The organism is Streptomyces sp. NPDC090127 (assembly GCF_044746945.1).
Lineage (GTDB): Bacteria > Actinomycetota > Actinomycetes > Streptomycetales > Streptomycetaceae > Streptomyces.
The window spans coordinates 187,121-205,501 of record NZ_JBIVDE010000007.1 but is presented as its reverse complement, the minus strand read 5'-3'; the positions used below and the strand labels follow the sequence as shown (position 1 = coordinate 205,501).

The window sequence follows — 18,381 nt, the reverse complement described above, 5'->3', positions numbered from 1 at the left end:
ACCGTCGTGGCAGAGCAGCCGGCCCGCAAGGCACCGCAGGCCCATGAGGCACGGGTGGTGCGCACGGAGCGACTCACGCCGCACATGGTGCGGGTCGTGCTGGGCGGGGACGGTCTCGACGCGTTCTCGGTGGGCGAGTACACCGACCACTACCTGAAGCTGCTGTTCGCGCCGGAGGGCGTGAGCTACCCCGAGCCGTTCGACATGGAGCGGATCCGCGCGGAGTTCCCGCGCGAGCAGTGGCCGACCACGCGGACGTACACGGTGCGGGGCTGGGACCCGGTCCACCGCGAGCTGACCGTCGACTTCGTGGTCCACGGCGACGAGGGCCTGGCCGGGCCGTGGGCGGCGCGGGCGCAGGCCGGCGACACCGTGCGCTTCCTGGGCCCGGGCGGCGGTTACGCCCCGGACGTGGAGGCCGACTGGCACCTGCTGGTGGGCGACGAGAGCGCGCTGCCGGCGATCGCGGTGGCCCTGGAGCGGCTGCCGGAGGGCGCGACGGTGCGCGCCTTCGTGGAGGTGGCCGACGCGTCGGAGGAGCAGAAGTTCGCGACGGCCGCCGGGATCGAGGTGACCTGGCTGCACCGCGGCGACCGCCCGACGGGCGAGGCCCTCCTCGACGCGGTCCGCACCCTGGACTTCCCGGCGGGCGACGTCCACGCCTTCGTCCACGGCGAGGCGGGCTTCGTGAAGGAACTCCGCCGCCACCTGCGCCTGGAGCGCGAGGTCCCGCGCGAGCGCCTGTCGATCTCGGGCTACTGGCGCGCGGGCAAGACGGACGAGGCCTGGCGCGCGATCAAGCGCGAGTGGAACGACCAGGTGGAGCGCGAACAGGAGAACTGACCGGGCGAGGCGGGGCGGAGGCCCCCGCCTCGAAGCGGCGCGCGGCCCCGCACCCGCTTCGCCCGTACCCACCCCGTACGACGCGGGGGCACAGGCGCCCGCCGGCCCGTACGCGCCCGGTTCGAAGCGGGGCGGGCCCCGCCCCCGTGGCCCGCACCCGCTTCGTTCGAAGGGGGCGTGCCCCCGTCGGCCCGCCCCCGGGGCGGATGCCGGCCCGCCGGGGGCCGAGGCGTCACTCCCCCATGCCGAAGACCTTCCTCGACGCGTCCACGTGCGCCAGCCGCCGTAGGGCCGCGAAGACGGCGTCTCCCAGTACCGTCCCCACGACCACGCTCTCCACCAGTTCCTCCCGCTCCACATTGCGGGCGACGTATTGCAGGTCCGCCCCGGCCACCTGCTCCGCCGCCCCCGCGTACGCGTCGAGCACCTCCGCGAAATCCGCGTGGCCGATCTCCGTCAGCGCCGCCAGGGCGACCGCGAGCGCCTCCGCCGCCGGGCTGTCGTCGTACGTGTGCCAGCCGCGTCGGTCGACCAGTTCGGCGACGGTGGCTCGCGCCTCGGCGACCCCCTCCCCCGCTTCCTCGCTGTAGCGCGGCACCACGCGGTCGGCGGCCGTGCCCAGCATCTTGTGCACCGGACGGTCGCGATCCTCTATCGCCTCGAGGATTTCACGGATCCCGGCGACCGAGAGCCCGCCGACATCCAGGAGTGCCCGGACCAAGCGGAGGCGGCGTTCGTGCGTCTCCCCGTACGAGGCCTGGTTCGGGCTCGTCAACTCCCCGGCGGGCAGCAGCCCTTCCCGTACGTAGTACTTGATCGTCGGCACCGACACCCCGGTCCTGCGACTCAACTCTCCGATGCGCACCCTGCGTTCACCTTCCCGATCCTGCTCCGGCCTTGCCGACCGACCTACCCATCATAGATAGTGGCGCTATCAGATAGCGGCAAGTGCCACTATCTATTCTCCTTGGCAACCACGGGGGTACCCATGTCCTCACCCTTTCCGCAGGTGCGCGACCTCCACCGGCCGCTGGTCTGGTTCTCCGGGGCGATGGCGTTGCTCGCCCTCGTCTCCGCCGGCGGCCTGATCTTCGACGACCGGATCCTGGTCGGCGTCCCGATATGGACCAAGCCGTTCAAGTTCGCGGTCTCGTTGATCGCCTACTGCATGACGCTCGCCTGGATGCTCACCCTGCTCCCCCGCGGCCGACGCGTCGCGTGGTGGGCCGGCACGGTGGTCGCCCTGGCCGGGGTCACCGAGATGACGCTGATCACGCTGCAGGTGATCCGCGGCAGGCAGAGCCACTTCAACAGCGAGACGGCCTTCGACGCGGCCGTCTTCCGCGTGATGGGGGTCACGATCGTGGTGCTGTGGCTGGCGGCCCTGGTCATCGCGATCCTGCTGCTGCGCGCCCGGATCATGGACCGCGCGACCGCCTGGGCGGTGCGTCTGGGCTCCCTGATCGCCCTCGCGGGGGCGGCGGTCGGCTTCGCGATGGTGGGGCCGACCCCCGAGCAGCGTGCGACCGGGGACGACAGGGGGATCGTCGGCGCGCACAGCGTCGGCGTCCCGGACGGCGGCCCCTCGATGGCGGTGACGGGCTGGTCCACGACCGGCGGCGATCTCCGCGTCGCCCACTTCTTCGGCATGCACGCCCTCCAGGTGCTCCCCCTGCTGCTTCTCGTCCTGGTCACGCTCGCTCCGAGGTACGCCCGACTGCGCGACGAACGCGTACGGCTGCGGCTGACCCTCACGGCCTCGGGCGCCTACGCGGCGACCGTCGCCCTCCTCACCTGGCAGGCCCTCCGCGGCCAGCCCCTCCTCTCCCCCGACACCCCGACCCTCACGGCCGCCGCCACGATCACCCTCCTCACCGCGACAGCCACGTGGGCATCCCTCCGTCCCACATCTCCCACCCCGGAGCCCGTCTCATGACCGCCTTCCTGTTCGACCTCAGCTTCTACCTGGCCGCGCCCGTCTGGCTGCTCATGATCTTCGCGCCGAGGTGGCGATGGACCGAGCGCCTCGCGGCATCCCCTCTCACCGTCGTCCCGATCCTGGCGGTCTACCTCACCCTGGCCCTGCCGATCCTGCCCGAGCTGTGGACGGCGGTCAGGAGCCCGGATCTCGACGCCTTCCGGGACCTCACGGCCGGGGCGAACGGGGCGGGAGCGCTCTGGGCCCAGGTCATCGCATGGGACCTGCTGCTGGGCCAGTGGATGTACCAGGAGGCCCGCAGGCTCAGCCTCTCGCCCTGGCTGATGGCACCCCTGCTGATCCTGGCGATCCTCCTGTCCCCCTTCGCCCTTCTCGTCTTCCTGACCATCCGCGCCGTCAGAAAGCGCACAGTGACGCCCACTTGAGCCCCCGACCCCTCACGCCCCAGGCAGCAGCCGGGCATCGCCGGGCGGCAGTTTGGTCCACCAGTGGGCGTAGCGGGCATAGACCTGGGGCTCGCGGGTGGCGAGGAAGGCGGTCAGGGCTCGGGCCTCCTCGGCGAGGGCGGCCCAGGTCTCGGGCGGCAGGGCGTGGAAGGCGGTGGCCTCGATGCCTCCCTCGATGGGGCGCCACACGCCGGCGACGTATCCGTCGACCAGCAGGGTCGGCAGTACGTCGCCGTTCCTGCGGATGACCGTCGCCCGGTAGGCGGGCGGGATTATCCGTGAACGGTCGGCGTAGGCCAGCAGGGTGCTGTCCCACATGGCCATCAACCGCGGCGGGGCGGGGGTCTCCTCATCCGGGCGAGGGGCGTCCGGGAGGTCGAACAGGTCCTCACCGGCCGGGCCCTCCACCCGTTCGAGGTCGTCCGTCAGTGTCGCCAGCGCCGTGCGCACCCTGGCCCGCTGGACCAGCGCGAACTGCGCGATGTCCGCAGCCGACGCGGGACCGAAGCCCTCCAGGTAGCGCAGGAGCAGGGTCCGCAGGGCCGCGTCCGACGTCTCCGGGTCCGCCGGTACCGGCGGCGGGTCGAGGGGCGCCATGTACCGGGGGCGCTCCCCGAAGGACCACGGTGTCGTCGTGGGCGCGTGCACCAGCGGTGTGTAGTGCCGCAGCGCCCACCACGCCCCGGACTTGGGCGCGGCCCCCGCCCGCTCCTGGATCCAGGCCTCGTACTCCGCCCCCGTCCGGGGCCGGTCGGCGAAGGCCAGCAGCTCCGGTACGAGCAGGTCGGCGTCCTCGGCGGTCAGGCCCGAGGCCGCGAAGCGGCGGTCGCCGATCCTGCCCCCTCGCAGCAGCGGATGCACGGCCTGCCGGAAGACCCGGAAATCCTCGACGTGGACGGCATGCAGGGTGATCCGCATCAGTGTCGACTTGACGACCGTTCCCCGGGCGAAGGCCCGGTCGAGGTCGGCCGAGTCGAATCCGACGGTCCTGTTCCACAGCGCGAGGTACGGGGAGGCCGGCTGCTGGGCCTGGAGTGCGACCACCTTCCGTACCGCCTCGGCGGCCCCGAGCCGCTCCCGCCGCAACAGCAACTGCCGGGCGAGAGTGGAACGGTTGAGTCCCCGCGCACTGATCCTCATATCGGAATCATCCCGCACAGTTCAGGGTCGCGCGCGGACCGTGGCGAGGACCTCCCGGTCCGGCTGGAGGGTGAGGCTCGGCACGGGGCCTATCTCCCCGGGGCCGAGGTCCAGGTCGAGCCGGAACCGACGCGCCAGGACCGCGAGGATCAGGACCGCCTCGACCATCGCGAACCGGGTCCCCAGGCAGACCCGAGGCCCGCCGCCGAACGGGAACCACGCGTACTCCGGTATCTCATCGGCGGGGGCGCCCTCGCCCCCGCACCAGCGCTCCGGGCGGAACTCCTCCGGCTCCCCGAACCAGCGTCCGTCCCGGTGCGTGGCCCACTGGCTGGACCACACCCGTGTCCCGGCCGGGATCTCCATCCCGCCGAGCGTCGCGCCCTCCCGCGCGATGCCGGTGATCAGCCAGATGGTCGGGTAGAGCCGCAGGGTCTCCTTGACCACGGCCTGGGTGTACGGCAGCAGGGCGTAGTCGTCGAAGCCCGGTTCACGATCGCCGAGGACGCGGTCCAGCTCCTCGGCGAGGGCGTCCCGCACCCGCGGGTTGTGGGACAGGAGCTGCCAGGCCCAGACGAGCGTGGAGCTGGTGGTCTCGTGTCCGCCGATGTACAGCGTGACGGTCTCGTCGCGGATCTCCTGGTCGGAGAGGTGCGCGCCGGTCTCGTCCCGGGCGGCGAGCAACCGGCTGAGCAGGTCGGGCCGCTCGGTGTCGCCGTCGCGGTGCCGGTCGACGACCCGGCCGACCTCGGCGTCGATGACGGCGGTGGCGCGCCTGATGCGGGCCCGTCCCGGCGTGGGCACCCAGTCGGGCAACAGGGCCCCGATCCCGCTGAATTCGGCGCCGATCTCCTTCTGGGCGACGTCCATGGCACGGCCGATGGCCTCGGCGTCGGCGGCGGTGTCGACGCCGAAGATGGTGCGGACGGCGATCAGCTGGGTGAGGGCGGCCATCTCCTTCTTGAGGTCGACCCGCTCGCCGTCGCCCCACCGGTCGGCCAGGGCGATGGCGCACTCGGCCATCGTGGCCGCGTAGGACCGCACCTGCTTGGGCCGGACGGACGGCTGGACCAGGGAGCGCTTCCGGCGCCAGTCCGCGCCCTTGGCCACCACCACGCCGTTGCCCAGCAGCGTACGGAAGGCGACGCCGAGGTCGGCCGTCTCGAAGGTGCGCTCGACCTCGGTGAGGAGTTCGCCGATGTTCTCGGGGTGGGCGATGAAGAGCGCGGCGGGCCCCGGCCCGAACCGCCAGCTGACGAAGTCCCCGCGGTCGCGCAGCCGCTCGAAGAAGGCCAGCGGGTCCTTGCCGAACTCCGGCAGGTTCCCGAGCAGCGGTACGCCCCGTGGCCCCGGCACGATCTTCTGTCCGTCGGCCGTCTCGTCGACGGCGGCCGAACCGGCTTGCGTGGTCACGTGGTTCCCCTCCCAGCGGTGCTGCCCGGTGTGGTGCCGAGTCCATGGAATCGGAGAGGACCGACCCTCCGCCACCCCTGTGGACAACGCCCTGTGGACAACACCCGTCCCACCCGCTCGATCCATCCGTGCCCCCACGCACGAAAGGGGCCCGTGGCGTCAACCACGAGCCCCCCTAGGCGACATGACCGCGCGTCAGCCCACCGAGCTGTACGCCACGACACCCCGCAGCAGCGAGTCGACCGCCTTGCGCGCGTTCTTGGCGACCGTGCTGTTCTCCCTGGGCGCGGCCGCCGCGATCTGCCCGAGCACGTCGATGACCTGCTTGCACCAGCGCACGAAGTCACCCGCGGGCATCTCGGCCTCCCGCAGGACCTCGTCCAGCCCCTTGTCCGAGGCCCACTGGTACGCCGCCCAGGCGAAGCCCAGGTCGGGCTCGCGCTGGCCGACACCCTCCGCCTGGTTGATCTTGAACTCTTCCTCCAGGGCGTCGAGCCGCCCCCAGATCCGCACCATCTCGCCGAGCGCGGCCTTGGCGCTCCCGGCGGGAACCTTCGGCGGCACGGCGTCGTCGGACTGCCGGGCCTCGTAGACCAGCGCCGAGACGCACGCCGCCAGCTCGGGCGGGGTCAGCCCTTCCCAGACCCGCTCGCGCAGGCACTCGCTCGCCAGCAGGTCCAGCTCGCCGTAGAGCCGGGCGAGCCGCTTGCCGTTGTCCGTGACGTCGTCGCCGCGGAGATAGTCCAGCTCGGTGAGGAGCGCCACGATCCGGTCGAAGGTACGGGCGATGGTGTTCGTCCGGCCTTCGATGCGCCGCTCCAGCTGGCGGGTGTCGCGCTGGAGCCGGTGATAGCGCTCGGCCCAGCGGGCGTGGTCCTCGCGCTCGTCGCAGCCGTGACAGGGGTGTGCGCGCAGCTCGGTGCGGAGCCGGTTGATCTCACGGTCGTCGGCGGCGGCCGAACGCTCCTTGCGGTGCCGCTCGGGGTTCAGGTGCCCCGCCTTGGTCCGCAGGGCGGAGGCGAGGTCGCGACGGGACTGCGGGGAGCGGGCGTTGAAGGACTTCGGGATCCTCATCCGCTCCATGGCCTCGACCGGGACCGGGAAGTCGATCGACGCGAGCCGCTTGACCTGCCGCTCGGCGGTGAGCACGAGCGGGCGGGGCCCGTCGTGCTGCTCGAAGCCGCGGTGGCCGTTGGTCCGCCCGGCCGGGATCCCCGGGTCGAGGACGAGCGCGAGTCCGGCGAACTTGCCCGTCGGCACGTGGATGACGTCGCCCGGCTTCAGCTTCTCCAGGGACGCGGCGGCCGCGGCCCGGCGCTGCGCGGCGCCCTGCTTGGCCAGTTCGGTCTCGCGGTCCTTGAGGTCGCGGCGCAGCCGCGCGTACTCCTCGAAGTCGCCGAGGTGGCAGGTCATGCCCTCGCGGTAGCCCTCGAGTCCCTCTTCGTTCTTCTGGACCTGGCGCGAGATCCCGACGACGGACCGGTCCGCCTGGAACTGCGCGAACGAGGTCTCCAGGAGCTCACGCGAGCGGTGCCGGCCGAACTGGTCGACCAGGTTGACCGCCATGTTGTACGACGGCTTGAAGCTGGAACGCAGCGGGTACGTGCGGGTGCCGGCGAGCCCGGCGAGGTGGCCGGGGTCGAGGCCGCGCTGCCAGAGGACGACCGCGTGTCCCTCGACGTCGATGCCGCGCCGCCCGGCGCGCCCGGTGAGCTGGGTGTACTCACCGGGAGTGATGTCGGCGTGCTGCTCGCCGTTCCACTTGACGAGCTTCTCCAGGACCACGGACCGCGCCGGCATGTTGATGCCGAGCGCGAGGGTCTCGGTCGCGAAGACCGCCTTGACCAGGCCGCGGACGAACAGCTCCTCGACGACCTCCTTGAAGGTCGGCAGCATGCCGGCGTGGTGGGCGGCGATGCCGCGCTCCAGGCCTTCGAGCCACTCGTAGTACCCGAGGACGTGGAGGTCCTCGGACGGGATCGAGGCGGTGCGGGCCTCGACGATCTCGCGGACGCGGTGGCGCGCCTCGTCGTTGTTGAGCCGCAGCCCGGCGTAGAGGCACTGCTGGACGGCCGCCTCGCAGCCGGCGCGGCTGAAGATGAAGGTGATGGCAGGCAGGAGCCCCTCGGCGTCGAGGCGTTCGATGACCTCGGGCCGTCCGGGCGTCCAGATGCGGGAGCGCTGACGGCGCTCGCGCTCCCGGTCGGCCTCGCGGATCATCTTGCCGCGCCGCCGCTCGCGCGGGTTGTACGTCCGGGTGTTCTCCGTGCGGGCCAGACGCAGCAGGTCGGGGTTGACCTCGCGGCGGGACGCGCCGCGGCCGCCGTGGTCGGTCTCCTCCTCGAAGAGGTCGTACATCCGGCGGCCGGCCAGGACGTGCTGCCACAACGGCACGGGGCGGCTCTCGGAGACGATGACCTCGGTGTCGCCGCGTACGGTGTCGAGCCAGTCGCCGAACTCCTCGGCGTTGGAGACGGTCGCGGAGAGTGAGACGAGCGTCACCGATTCGGGGAGGTGGATGATCACTTCCTCCCAGACGGCGCCGCGGAAGCGGTCGGAGAGGTAGTGCACCTCGTCCATGACCACGTAACCGAGGCCGCTGAGGGCCTGGGACCCCGCGTACAGCATGTTGCGGAGGACCTCGGTGGTCATGACGATGACCGGGGCGTCTCCGTTGACGCTGTTGTCGCCGGTGAGGAGGCCGACCTTGTCGGATCCGTACCGCTTCACGAGGTCGGCGAACTTCTGGTTCGACAGCGCCTTGATGGGTGTCGTGTAGAAGCACTTGCGCCCTTGGAGCAGGGCGAGGTGGACGGCGAACTCGCCGACGATCGTCTTGCCCGAGCCCGTGGGCGCGGCGACGAGCACGCCCTTGCCCGCTTCGAGGGCTTGGCAGGCCTCGATCTGGAAGGGGTCCAGACCGAACTCGTACATCTCGCGGAAGGGGGCCAGCGCCGTGGCCTGCTCGGCGTTGCGAGCCCGGGCAGCTGCGTACGCTTCGGCTGGTGTGAGGTCCTCTGTCATCTTGTTGTCGAGCCTACCCGCCCCCTCTGACAGTGACGCGATCTTTAATCACCGGGTGAGAATCAGCCGTGAGAGCGGCTTCGGGGCGCGGCCCCGCCGCGGATCGCGGCGGGCATGGCTCTCCCCCCGGACACCGTCTCGGGGGGAGGTCTGCGAGCTCAGGTGACGTCGTCGTAGCTACCGGGGCGAAGTGCCGCCCTGCCGCCGTCGGCCTCGCCGCCGGACTGCTCGGGCAGGGCGCGGGACGCGCCGACGGGTTCGACGGCTCCGACGCTCTCGGGCGTGAGGTCGAGGCTGGAGGCCTCGTCGTCGTCGAGCTCCGCGTCGGGGTTGCGACGGGCCCGGCGCCGGTCGTTGAGGAGCGAGAATCCGACGGCCCCGAAGTAGAGGACGGTGATCGGCCCGGCGAGGGCGATCATGCCGACGGGGTCGGTGGTGGGGGTGATGACGGCGCCGAAGACGAAGACGCCCATGATCACGCCGCGCCACCAGCCGGCCATCCGGCGACCGGTGAGGACGCCGGTGAGGTTCAGCATGACGAGGACGAGCGGAAGCTCGAAGGCGAGGCCGAAGACGAGCACCATGCGCAGGGTGAAGTCGAGGACGTCACCGAGGGAGAGGATGTTCGCCGAGCCGCCCGGCGTGAGGCTGATGAGGACCTTCACGCTGATGGGGAGGATGAGGTACGCGAGGTAGGCACCGGCGGTGAACAGCGGGACCGCGGCGCCGACGAAGGCGTAGGTGTACTTCTTCTCGTTCCGGTGCAGGCCCGGCGCGATGAAGGCCCAGAGCTGGTACAGCCAGATCGGGCTGGCGACGACGAGGCCGGTCACGAGGCTGACCTGGATCGTCGTGCTGAAGGGGGCGATCAGCGTGTTGAAGGAGACGATCGCGCAGTTTCCACCGTCGCTGGTGACACCGGGCCCGCACTTGGGCACCGACTTCGTCAGGAACTGCATCAGCTCCTCGCTGTACACGAGGGCCACGACGGTGACCGCGGCGACGGCCAGCAGGCCCTTCGCCATGCGGTTGCGGAGCTCACGCAGGTGCTCCACGAGGGGCATCCGGCCCTCGGGGTCCTTCTCCTGCTTGCGGGCAGACTTGAGCAACCCACGTCCTCATCTCGTGCGGCAGCCGCCGCTCGGTGCGGCGGCCGCGGCGGACCGGGTCAGCGCTTGGTGGTGTCCGACGGCTCGGTCACGGGGCGCGAGCTGGACACGTCGCCGGGCGCGGCCTGGATCGTCCGCGGAGCGGCCTGGTCCTGGGCGCCCGGGGTCGGCGGGTCCGCCGGGGCGGGGGTGCTCTGCTGGTCTTCCGACTTCATCGCCTTGGCCTCGCTCTTGAGGATGCGGGCCGACTTGCCCAGCGAACGGGCCATGTCAGGGAGCTTCTTGGCGCCGAACAGCAGGATGATGACGACGAGGATGAGAATGATCTCGGTGGGGCCGAGCCTACCCATAGCTGTTTACCTTCTTCACCGAGGCGACATGGAGTGCGTGTCCGGCGGGTCGGACATGCGTCCGGCCACCGCGCTGTCTGCGATCGTAACCCGCAGGAGTAAACGCGGGGCAATGGCTGTGCATACTCGCGATTGCGGCCCGCGCACCGCTCTCGGGTCGCCCTCAGCAGCGTACGGCACCCCCTCAGCGCAGCGCCCCGCCGGTTCGGGTCAGGTCCTCGGTGGCCCGTTCGAGCTCCTCGGCGGCGCGATTGATGCGCTCGGTGGTGTGGGTCACCTGGCGGCCGAGCCGCTGGGCTTCGACGAAGACCTTGATGCCGAGGACGCCGAGGACGGCGATGCCGAGGAATCCGAGGGCGATGGCGAGCATGGGCCAGAACATGGGGCGAGCCTAGACCGTGGGCGGCTGTCGGGTGGCTGTCGGGACGTCAGACGGTGGAGTGCAGACGCAGCGTGCGGACGCCGCCTCCGGTCAGGAGTTCGACGATCCGCTCGCCGGCCGGTTTGCGGACGGAGCTGCCGCACTCGGGGCAGGTGAACGAGTAGAAGGTCGTACGCCGGCTGGCGCCGATGGCCAGGCGCAGCGAGCCGGCGCCGAGCTCGAAGCGGGCGCGGCAGTCGGGGCAGGCGGCCTTGAAGAAGACCGGCGCGATCGAAGCGGTCATTCCGTGCATCACGGACATATCCGTCATCCTCTCCGGTTCCTCAGACCTGGCCCTCGTAGGCCGCGAGCGCCGCGACGGCCGCCTCCCGCGCGCTGTCGGCGAGGTCCTGCGGGGAGACGATCCGTCCGTCGCTGCCGAGCCGCAGAGCGAGGCGCCGCAGCGAGGCCGGGGCGGGGGTCCGCAGGGTGATGCGCAGCCCGCCGTCCGGCAGCTCGTCCGCCCGGTCGTGCGGGTAGTACTCCGCGACCCAGCGGCCGCCGGGGCCCACCTCGACGACGACCTCGGGGTCCTCGGCGGACGGCTGGACCAGCCCCTCGGACAGGTCACGGAGCTCGATCTCCGGCGGTGCGGAGTGCTCGTCCAGGATCCGGATCTCGGCGACCCGGTCGAGCCGGAAGGTGCGGCGCGCCTCGGAGAGCCGGCACCACGCCTCCATGTAGGTGTGACCGACGGCGAAGAGCCGGATCGGGTCCACCTCGCGCTCGGTCAGCTCGTCACGGGCGGGCGAGTAGTACCGGACCCAGAGCCGCCTGCGCTCGGAGATCGCCCGGTCCACCTCGGCGAAGACGCCGCCTTCGGACTCGAAGGTGACCGACAGTCGTGCGCTCGCCCCGGCGGTCTCGCCGGCGGCGGTCTCCAGCTTGGCGGTGGCCCGCAGCAGGGCCTCCCGGTCGCTCTCGCGCAGGCCGGGGAGCGTCGCCACGGCCCGCGCGGCGACCAGCAGGGCCGTCGCCTCGTCGGCGGCCAGGCGCAGCGGCTCGGCCACGTCGTCCGGGTTGTGCCACCAGATCCGGTCGCCGTCGGTGTCGATGTCGAGCAGGTCTCCGCCGCGGAAGCTCGTCCCGCACATCGGCAGCACGTCGAGGTCCGAGATCAGCTCGTCCTCGGTGATCCCGAAGGCGCGCGCCACGTCGGCGACGTGCGCGCCGGGGCGCTCGCGGAGGTAGGTGACGAGGGAGAGCATCCGCCTCGTCTGGTCGATCGCGTTCGCAGCCATGCTGTACGTCTCCCCCTTCAGCCCTTGGCCACGGCGCGCAGCCGGTCCACCACATCGGCCCGCAGGTCAGCGGGTTCCAGTACGACGACATCGGGACCGAACTCGACGAGCCAGGCGTCCAGCCCGTGCCCGTACGGGATCTCCAGCTCGTCCCAGCCGTCGGCGCCCTCGCGTACGGAGCGGGCGCGGGCGCGCAGCGGGTAGCCGCTGCCGGCGCGCAGCCTGATCCGGGCGGAGCGGGTGGCGGTCTCGCCGGCCCAGCTCTCCACGGTCTCGCGGACGGTGACGACGTCGGGCACGGGCGCGGTGAAGGCGCCGGCGCGGGAGCGGACCTTGCCGGTGATGCGGGAGAGCCGGAAGACCCGCTCGGCGCCGCGGTCGCGGTCCCAGCCGGCCAGGTACCAGTGGCCGCGCCAGCACTCCAGGGTCCACGGCTCGACCTGGCGGCTCTCGGGGCGGGCGGCCGTGGCCTTGCGGTAGTCGAAGACGACCGGGCGGCGGTCGCGGCAGGCCAGCATCAGGGGCTCGAACGCGGCCTCGTGGACCGGGATGCGGGGTTCGAGGGCGCTGTGCTGGGCGTCGTACGAGTCCTCGGCCTCGGGCATGCCGGCGGCGCGCAGCTTCTGCAGGGCGCCGCTGGCGGCGCCGGCGAGCCGGGCCTGCTGCCAGACCTTGGCGGCGAGGCCGAGGGCGGCCGCCTCCTCGGCGTCCAGGGTGATCGGCGGGAGGCGGTTGGAGTCGCGGCGGGCCAGGTAGCCCGTGTCGCCGTCCAGGTTCTCGACGGTCTCGATGACCAGACCGAGTTCGCGCAGATCGTCCTTGTCCCGCTCGAACATGCGGTTGAAGGAGTCGTCCGTACCGGCTTCCATGTAGGCCTCGATGGAGCCGCGCAGCTCACGCTTGCTGAGCGGTCTGCGGGTCCCGAGCAGGCAGAGGGCCAGATTCATCAGCCGCTCGGCCTTGGCAATCGCCATCGACGCCCTGCACCTCTTCTGCCGGATTGACTTCTAAGAGATCCGACCGTACCGCCCCGGGGTGTCGTGACAAAAGCCGAGGGCCCGTGCCTGGACAGGCACGGGCCCTCGTTCGAGCGGATCCGGTCAGCGCTTGGAGACGCCGACCAGGTCGCAGACGAAGATCAGGGACTCGCCCGGGGCGATCGCGCTGCCCGCGCCGCGGTCGCCGTAGGCGAGGTGCGCGGGAATGATCAGCTGGCGGCGGCCGCCGACCTTCATGCCCTGCACGCCCTGGTCCCAGCCCGCGATGACCTGGCCGACACCGAGCTGGAAGTCCAGCGCGTTGCCACGGTTCCAGGAGGCGTCGAACTCCTCACCGGTGGAGAAGGCCACACCCACGTAGTGGACCTTGACGAAGTCGCCCTTGGCGGCAGCCTCGCCGTCGCCCTCCCAGATGTCCTTGATCTCCAGGTCGGCCGGCGGCTCGCCGCCCGGGAAGTCGACCTCGGGCTTCTCGATGCTCACTGCAGTGTGCTCCTCAAACTGATGAACCGCGCAACGGTGAACTGCGCGACGGGGACAGTCTTACATCTTCGCCAGGATGTCGACGGCGAACACCAGCGTGGAGTTCTTCGGAATACCCTGCTGCTCCTTGTCGCCGAACGCCTCGGACGGCGGGGCGACGATCAGGACGCGGCTGCCGACCTTCTTGCCGGCCATGCCGTCCTTGAGACCCTTCAGGGTCAGCTGCGCCAGCGGGAAGTTGGCGGTCTTGCCCGTCGCGTACGTCGAGTCGAAGACCTTGCCGTCCTTCCACAGCGCGGCGACGTAGTTCACCACGACCGTGTCGTCGGCCTTGACGACCTCGCCCTTGGACTCCAGGACGTAGTTGGAGACGAGCTTGGTCGGCGGGTCGACCTTCGGCACCGTCAGCGAGGGGGCCTTGCCGTCGGTGTTGGTACCGACCTTCGGCAGGTCCTTGTTGTCCTGGGCGACCGGGGTGCCCTCGGCGGACTTCGGGATGGTGGTGGACTTCAGGATGTCCACGACGAAGACGAGGGTGGCGTTCGGCTTGATGTCGCCCTGGCCCTCCTCTCCGTAGCCGAGGGCCGGCGGGATGCCGATCTCGACGCGGCTGCCGACCTTCTGGCCCTCCAGGCCCTGGTCCCAGCCCTTGATGACCTGGCCGGCGCCGAGGGTCAGGTCGAACGGCTGACCCCGGTCGAAGCTGTTGTCGAAGGGGGTGGTGGAGTCCCAGGCCTGACCCAGGTAGTTCACCTGGAGCGCGTCGCCCTTCTTCGTTACGGCGCCCTTGCCCTCGCTGATCACATTGACCTTGAGGTCCTTCGGCGGGTCGCCCTCGCCCTTGGCGAGAGTGGGCTTCTCCCCGAACTTGGCCCCCGCGGTGATGGCGGGCAGTCCGTTCTTCATCGAGGCGTTATCGGAGCCCTTGTCGTCGCTGCCGCACGCGGCTGTCGAGAGCAGCAGCAGCGGGACGACCAGTAGGCCGGCAAGTCGGCGCACGTGTTCCTCAGATCTCAGACGGCACAGTAGTTGCCCGACACTCTAGGGGACCGCCCGAGCAGGCCAAGGGCCCCGCACGACACTCGCGCGGGGCCCCGCTCCTTCGTACCGCCGTGTCCTACATTCCGGCGATCAGCTTTTCCACCCGGTCGTCGACCGACCGGAAGGGGTCCTTGCACAACACCGTGCGCTGGGCCTGGTCATTGAGCTTGAGGTGGACCCAGTCGACGGTGAAGTCCCGCCGCTGCTCCTGGGCGCGGCGGATGAAGTCGCCGCGCAACCGTGCCCGGGTGGTCTGCGGGGGCACGGACTTGCCCTCGAAGATCTTCAGGTCGTTGCAGATCCGGGCGGCCTGCCCCTTCCGCTCCAGGAGGTAGTACAGCCCCCGGCGGCGGTGGATGTCGTGGTAGGCGAGGTCTATCTGCGCGACCCGCGGGTTCGACATGGTCATGTTGTTCTTCGCCCGGTACCGCTCGATGAGCTTGTACTTCATGACCCAGTCGATCTCGGTGCCGATCCGGTCCAGGTCCTCGGCCTCGATGGCGTCCAGGGTGCGGCCCCACAGCTCCAGGACCTGGGCGACCGTGCCCGTCCGGATGCCCCGGCGGTCGACGAAGTCGGCGGCCTTCTCGTAGTACTCGCGCTGGACCTCCAGGGCGGAGGCCTCGCGGCCGCTGGCGAGGCGGACCTTGCGCTGGCCGGTGATGTCGTGGCTGACCTCGCGGATGGCCCGGATCGGGTTCTCCAGGGTCAGGTCACGCATCACGGTGCCCGCCTCGATCATGCGCAGCACGAGGTCGGTCGCGCCGACCTTGAGCAGCATGGTCGTCTCGGACATGTTCGAGTCGCCGACGATGACGTGCAGCCGGCGGTAGCGCTCGGCGTCCGCGTGCGGCTCGTCGCGGGTGTTGATGATGGGGCGGGAGCGGGTCGTCGCGGAGCTGACGCCCTCCCAGATGTGCTCGGCCCGCTGGGAGACGCAGTAGACCGCGCCGCGGGGGGTCTGGAGCACCTTTCCGGCGCCGCAGATGAGCTGTCGGGTGACGAGGAAGGGAATGAGGATGTCCGCGAGCCGGGAGAACTCGCCGTGCCGGGCCACCAGATAGTTCTCGTGGCAGCCGTAGGAGTTTCCGGCCGAGTCGGTGTTGTTCTTGAAGAGATAGACGTCGCCGGCGATTCCCTCCTCGTGCAGGCGGCGTTCGGCGTCGACGAGCAGACCTTCGAGAATGCGCTCGCCGGCCTTGTCGTGGGTGACCAGTTCGGTCACGTTGTCGCATTCGGGAGTTGCGTATTCCGGATGCGAACCCACGTCGAGGTACAGGCGGGCGCCGTTCCGCAGGAAGACATTGCTGCTGCGGCCCCATGACACGACACGGCGGAAGAGGTAGCGCGCCACTTCGTCAGGAGACAGTCGGCGCTGTCCCCTGAACGTGCACGTGACGCCGTACTCGTTCTCCAGCCCGAAAATGCGGCGGTCCATGTCTGAACATTACGCCTGATGGCCTGAGCTGAAACCGGGTTCGACAGCCCCGTTTCGATCATTTTCCGATGAGCGCGTGTTCTTTTCGGCGTGTCCGGCCTCGCCGGCGCCCACGCTGACGGCGTGTCGCACGCCGTGGACCGGTGCCCGCAGCACCCGGCCGGTCGCCAGCAGGACCAGGAGGGCCACCAGACCGCCGCCCCCGGCGACGGCGAAGCCCGCGGTGACTCCGGCGAGTTCGACGGCCGGTCCCGCGACGGCGGAGCCGAGCGCCGCGCCGACGCCGAAGGTGGTGACGAGCCAGGAGAACGCCTCGGTGACGGTACCGCTCGGCGCGTGCCGGTCGACGACGATGAAGGCGCAGGCGAGTGCGGGGGCGAGGAAGACACCGGAGAGGGCGGCGAGGGCCGTCATCGGCAGGACGCCGGGGGTGAGCATGAGCGGCAGATAGCCGAGGGCGAGCAGACCGACGATGACCCGCAGCCGTCGCTCGGGGGCGCCGGACCAGCGGCGGGCGCCGTAGGCGACGCCGCCGATGAGCGCGCCGAGGCCGAGCGCGGCCATCAGCCAGCCGTACGCCGCCTCGTTGCCCTGGTCGTCGGCGTAGGCGAGGCCCGCGACGGTGATGGAGCCGAGGGCCAGGCCGACGAAGAAGAAGGAGCCGAGCAGGGCCAGCAGGCCGGGCGAGCGCAGGGCGCCGAGCCAGTGGGCCTCGCGGGGCGCCGAGCGCCACGCGCGCGAGGGCTCGGAGAGGACGACGGAGAGGGCGCCGACGACCCCGAGGACGTTGATGACCAGCAGGGCCGCGGCGGGCGACCAGAGGGCGACCAGGAGGGTCACCAGCAACGGTCCGACGGTGAACATGACCTCCTGGGCCACCGCGTCCAGGGCGTAGGCCCGGTGGACCCGGTCCTCGCGGCCGAGGACGCTGGGCCACAGGGCGCGCAGTCCGCCTTCGAGGGGCGGAGTGAAGAGTCCGGCCACGACGACCGCCGCGTAGGCGAGGACGAGGGGGCTGATTCCGGCCATGGCCAGGACGATCATGCCGACGGCGGAGATCAGCGCGGCGGGCAGCTGGACGCGCGGCTGGCCCTTCAGGTCGACGGCCCGGCCGAGGAGCGGCTGGCCGACGGCGGTGGCGATGCCGTACGCGGCGGTGAGTCCGCCCGCCAGGCTGAAGCTGCCGCCCTCGGAGCGGACGAAGAGCACGATGGCGATGGGCCCGGTGCCGTTGGGCAGTCGGCCGACGAGGGTGCCGGTGAGCAGTCGCAGGGCGTGCGGGGCCCTGAGTATGTCGAGATAGCCGCCGCTCTCCTTGGCCTCGCTGGCCATGTCCGTCTCCTCTCCCCCGGTGTCCACCCCCGAGGTTTTACGTATAACGTCAAGCGTCATACGTACCATGGCGGCATCCCGCGGGTCCAGCCCGCTGTCGGCGACCACCTCTCGCGGAGGCACGAGTGCAGACCCCAGACTCTCCCGGCACGGCGCGGCCCACCAGCCGGGACGTCGCCAGGGCCGCCGGGGTGTCCCAGGCGACCGTCTCCCTCGTCCTCGGCGACAAATGGCGGGGCAGGGTCTCCGAGCGCACCGCGGACGCCGTACGGGAGGCCGCCCGCGAGCTGGGGTACCGGCCGAATCTCGCCGCCCGCAACCTCCGCCTCGGCCGCACGAGGACCGCGCTGCTCGTCGTCCCGGCCCTCACCAACGAGTTCTTCGCGCGCGTCTACACCGGCGCCGCCACCGTCGCCGCCCGCCACGGCTTCGGCGTCGTGCTCTACCCCTCCCCCGACGGCGTCGGCCCCGCCAAGGACCCCTTCGCCTCCGCCCGCGCCGCCCTGGACGGCATCATCGCCTCGTCCATGGCCGCCGACGCCCTGAAGGCGTTCCACGGCACCGACCTGCCGCTGGTCATGCTCGACAGCGACCCCTCCGACACCGCCGCGGCCGCCCACGTCAACCTCGACATCGCCGACGGGATGCGCCAGGTCGCCGCCCACCTGCTGGACCTGGGCCACCGCCGCTTCGTCCACCTCGCCTCGGCGGTGCCGTCCTGGACCTTCGACGTCCGCGCGGCCGCGCTCGCCGACACGCTGGGCGCCGCCGCGGGCGAGGCGACGGTACGCACCGTCCGCGCCCCCCTCGACGTGGCCGGCGCCCGCGCCGCCGCCGAAAGCGCCCTCACCGGCCCCGGCCCCCGCCCCACGGCGCTGATCTGCGACGACGACATCCTCGCCGCCGGTGCCTGCAAGGCCGTCCGCCGGCTCGGGCTGCGCGTCCCCGAGGACGTCTCCGTCACCGGCTTCGACGACCTGGCCCTCGCCACGGCCGTGGAACCGGAGCTGACCACCGTCCGGTTGCCCGCCGAGCGGATCGGCGAGCACGGCATGGCCGCGCTGCTGGCCGTCCTGGCGGGCCGGAGCCCCGAGCCCGGCGACCTCCCGGTGACGCTCATGGCCCGCGGCTCCTCCGGCCCCGCACCGGCCTGAGCACGGCGA

18 protein-coding genes are annotated in these 18,381 nt (G+C 71.5%); 4 read left to right on the top strand and 14 right to left on the bottom strand.

What is annotated here, in order from left to right; all coding sequences use genetic code 11:
• Positions 1–6: 6 nt before the first annotated feature.
• On the top strand, positions 7–843 hold the full coding sequence (locus ACIPPS_RS25525; RefSeq protein ID WP_401436300.1) for a siderophore-interacting protein: 837 nt from the start codon (positions 7–9) through the stop codon (positions 841–843).
• A 232-nt stretch (positions 844–1,075) separates the two neighbouring features.
• Here the strand turns inward: ACIPPS_RS25525 and ACIPPS_RS25520 are convergent, their stop codons facing one another.
• Positions 1,076–1,708 carry a MerR family transcriptional regulator gene (locus tag ACIPPS_RS25520; protein ID WP_401436297.1) on the bottom strand — a complete coding sequence of 211 codons (633 nt, stop codon included), beginning with the start codon at positions 1,706–1,708 and terminating at the stop codon, positions 1,076–1,078.
• A gap of 186 nt (positions 1,709–1,894) precedes the next feature.
• Between ACIPPS_RS25520 and ACIPPS_RS25515 the strand changes: the two genes are divergently transcribed.
• Together ACIPPS_RS25515 and ACIPPS_RS25510 are read left to right on the top strand one after the other, a co-directional pair.
• Positions 1,895–2,779, top strand: a complete 885-nt coding sequence (locus tag ACIPPS_RS25515) for a hypothetical protein (protein ID WP_401436845.1) — start codon at positions 1,895–1,897, stop codon at positions 2,777–2,779.
• Complete coding sequence (locus ACIPPS_RS25510) at positions 2,776–3,207, top strand: ABA4-like family protein (RefSeq protein ID WP_401436295.1); 432 nt, start codon at positions 2,776–2,778, stop codon at positions 3,205–3,207. The genes ACIPPS_RS25515 and ACIPPS_RS25510 overlap by 4 nt, the downstream gene beginning before the upstream one ends.
• A gap of 12 nt (positions 3,208–3,219) precedes the next feature.
• Here ACIPPS_RS25510 and ACIPPS_RS25505 read toward each other — a convergent pair whose 3' ends face one another.
• The 13 genes from ACIPPS_RS25505 to ACIPPS_RS25445 all read right to left on the bottom strand — a co-directional run bounded on the left by ACIPPS_RS25505 (position 3,220) and on the right by ACIPPS_RS25445 (position 17,218).
• The gene (locus ACIPPS_RS25505; RefSeq protein ID WP_401436292.1) at positions 3,220–4,368 is read right to left on the bottom strand and encodes a winged helix DNA-binding domain-containing protein; all 1,149 of its coding nucleotides are present in this window, start codon (positions 4,366–4,368) and stop codon (positions 3,220–3,222) included.
• A gap of 21 nt (positions 4,369–4,389) precedes the next feature.
• Positions 4,390–5,781 (bottom strand): cytochrome P450, encoded by a 1,392-nt coding sequence (locus ACIPPS_RS25500; RefSeq protein WP_401436290.1) that lies wholly within the window; start codon positions 5,779–5,781, stop codon positions 4,390–4,392.
• 195 nt (positions 5,782–5,976) lie between these two features.
• Positions 5,977–8,805 (bottom strand): DEAD/DEAH box helicase, encoded by a 2,829-nt coding sequence (locus tag ACIPPS_RS25495; protein WP_401436287.1) that lies wholly within the window; start codon positions 8,803–8,805, stop codon positions 5,977–5,979.
• A gap of 158 nt (positions 8,806–8,963) precedes the next feature.
• Entirely contained in the window at positions 8,964–9,869 is a 906-nt protein-coding gene (tatC, locus tag ACIPPS_RS25490) for a twin-arginine translocase subunit TatC (protein WP_401436842.1), read from the bottom strand.
• A gap of 104 nt (positions 9,870–9,973) precedes the next feature.
• Entirely contained in the window at positions 9,974–10,264 is a 291-nt protein-coding gene (gene tatA / locus ACIPPS_RS25485) for a Sec-independent protein translocase subunit TatA (RefSeq protein ID WP_401436285.1), read from the bottom strand.
• Between the two features lie 184 nt (positions 10,265–10,448).
• Positions 10,449–10,646, bottom strand: a complete 198-nt coding sequence (locus ACIPPS_RS25480; protein WP_401436283.1) for a hypothetical protein — start codon at positions 10,644–10,646, stop codon at positions 10,449–10,451.
• Between the two features lie 46 nt (positions 10,647–10,692).
• Positions 10,693–10,956, bottom strand: coding sequence for a hypothetical protein (locus tag ACIPPS_RS25475; protein WP_401436280.1), 264 nt, complete (start codon positions 10,954–10,956; stop codon positions 10,693–10,695).
• Positions 10,957–10,969: 13 nt separating this feature from the next.
• Positions 10,970–11,926 carry a helix-turn-helix transcriptional regulator gene (locus ACIPPS_RS25470; protein ID WP_401436278.1) on the bottom strand — a complete coding sequence of 319 codons (957 nt, stop codon included), beginning with the start codon at positions 11,924–11,926 and terminating at the stop codon, positions 10,970–10,972.
• A 17-nt stretch (positions 11,927–11,943) separates the two neighbouring features.
• On the bottom strand, positions 11,944–12,900 hold the full coding sequence (locus ACIPPS_RS25465) for a helix-turn-helix transcriptional regulator (RefSeq protein WP_401436275.1): 957 nt from the start codon (positions 12,898–12,900) through the stop codon (positions 11,944–11,946).
• Between the two features lie 126 nt (positions 12,901–13,026).
• Positions 13,027–13,407, bottom strand: coding sequence for an FKBP-type peptidyl-prolyl cis-trans isomerase (locus tag ACIPPS_RS25460; protein WP_401436273.1), 381 nt, complete (start codon positions 13,405–13,407; stop codon positions 13,027–13,029).
• 60 nt (positions 13,408–13,467) lie between these two features.
• Positions 13,468–14,406: an FKBP-type peptidyl-prolyl cis-trans isomerase gene (locus ACIPPS_RS25455; RefSeq protein ID WP_401436270.1), complete on the bottom strand. Its 939-nt coding sequence runs from the start codon at positions 14,404–14,406 to the stop codon at positions 13,468–13,470.
• 118 nt (positions 14,407–14,524) lie between these two features.
• Complete coding sequence (gene pafA, locus ACIPPS_RS25450) at positions 14,525–15,886, bottom strand: Pup--protein ligase (protein ID WP_401436268.1); 1,362 nt, start codon at positions 15,884–15,886, stop codon at positions 14,525–14,527.
• A 9-nt stretch (positions 15,887–15,895) separates the two neighbouring features.
• Complete coding sequence (locus tag ACIPPS_RS25445; protein ID WP_401436266.1) at positions 15,896–17,218, bottom strand: MFS transporter; 1,323 nt, start codon at positions 17,216–17,218, stop codon at positions 15,896–15,898.
• Positions 17,219–17,343: 125 nt separating this feature from the next.
• On the opposite strand from ACIPPS_RS25445, the gene ACIPPS_RS25440 reads away from it, so the two are divergent.
• Positions 17,344–18,372, top strand: coding sequence for a LacI family DNA-binding transcriptional regulator (locus ACIPPS_RS25440; protein WP_401436263.1), 1,029 nt, complete (start codon positions 17,344–17,346; stop codon positions 18,370–18,372).
• Positions 18,373–18,381: the final 9 nt, after the last annotated feature.

What these genes read in the sequence shown, in the direction of transcription:
- ACIPPS_RS25515 (WP_401436845.1), top strand. Translation starts at nt 1,895, where the DNA reads ATGGCGTTGCTCGCCCTCGTCTCCGCCGGCGGCCTGATCTTCGACGAC.
- ACIPPS_RS25510 (WP_401436295.1), top strand. Translation starts at nt 2,776, where the DNA reads ATGACCGCCTTCCTGTTCGACCTCAGCTTCTACCTGGCCGCGCCCGTC.
- ACIPPS_RS25505 (WP_401436292.1), bottom strand. Translation starts at nt 4,368, where the DNA reads ATGAGGATCAGTGCGCGGGGACTCAACCGTTCCACTCTCGCCCGGCAG.
- ACIPPS_RS25495 (WP_401436287.1), bottom strand. Translation starts at nt 8,805, where the DNA reads ATGACAGAGGACCTCACACCAGCCGAAGCGTACGCAGCTGCCCGGGCT.
- tatC (WP_401436842.1), bottom strand. Translation starts at nt 9,869, where the DNA reads ATGCCCCTCGTGGAGCACCTGCGTGAGCTCCGCAACCGCATGGCGAAG.
- tatA (WP_401436285.1), bottom strand. Translation starts at nt 10,264, where the DNA reads ATGGGTAGGCTCGGCCCCACCGAGATCATTCTCATCCTCGTCGTCATC.
- ACIPPS_RS25480 (WP_401436283.1), bottom strand. Translation starts at nt 10,646, where the DNA reads ATGTTCTGGCCCATGCTCGCCATCGCCCTCGGATTCCTCGGCATCGCC.
- ACIPPS_RS25475 (WP_401436280.1), bottom strand. Translation starts at nt 10,956, where the DNA reads ATGACGGATATGTCCGTGATGCACGGAATGACCGCTTCGATCGCGCCG.
- ACIPPS_RS25470 (WP_401436278.1), bottom strand. Translation starts at nt 11,926, where the DNA reads ATGGCTGCGAACGCGATCGACCAGACGAGGCGGATGCTCTCCCTCGTC.
- ACIPPS_RS25465 (WP_401436275.1), bottom strand. Translation starts at nt 12,900, where the DNA reads ATGGCGATTGCCAAGGCCGAGCGGCTGATGAATCTGGCCCTCTGCCTG.
- pafA (WP_401436268.1), bottom strand. Translation starts at nt 15,886, where the DNA reads ATGGACCGCCGCATTTTCGGGCTGGAGAACGAGTACGGCGTCACGTGC.
- ACIPPS_RS25445 (WP_401436266.1), bottom strand. Translation starts at nt 17,218, where the DNA reads ATGGCCAGCGAGGCCAAGGAGAGCGGCGGCTATCTCGACATACTCAGG.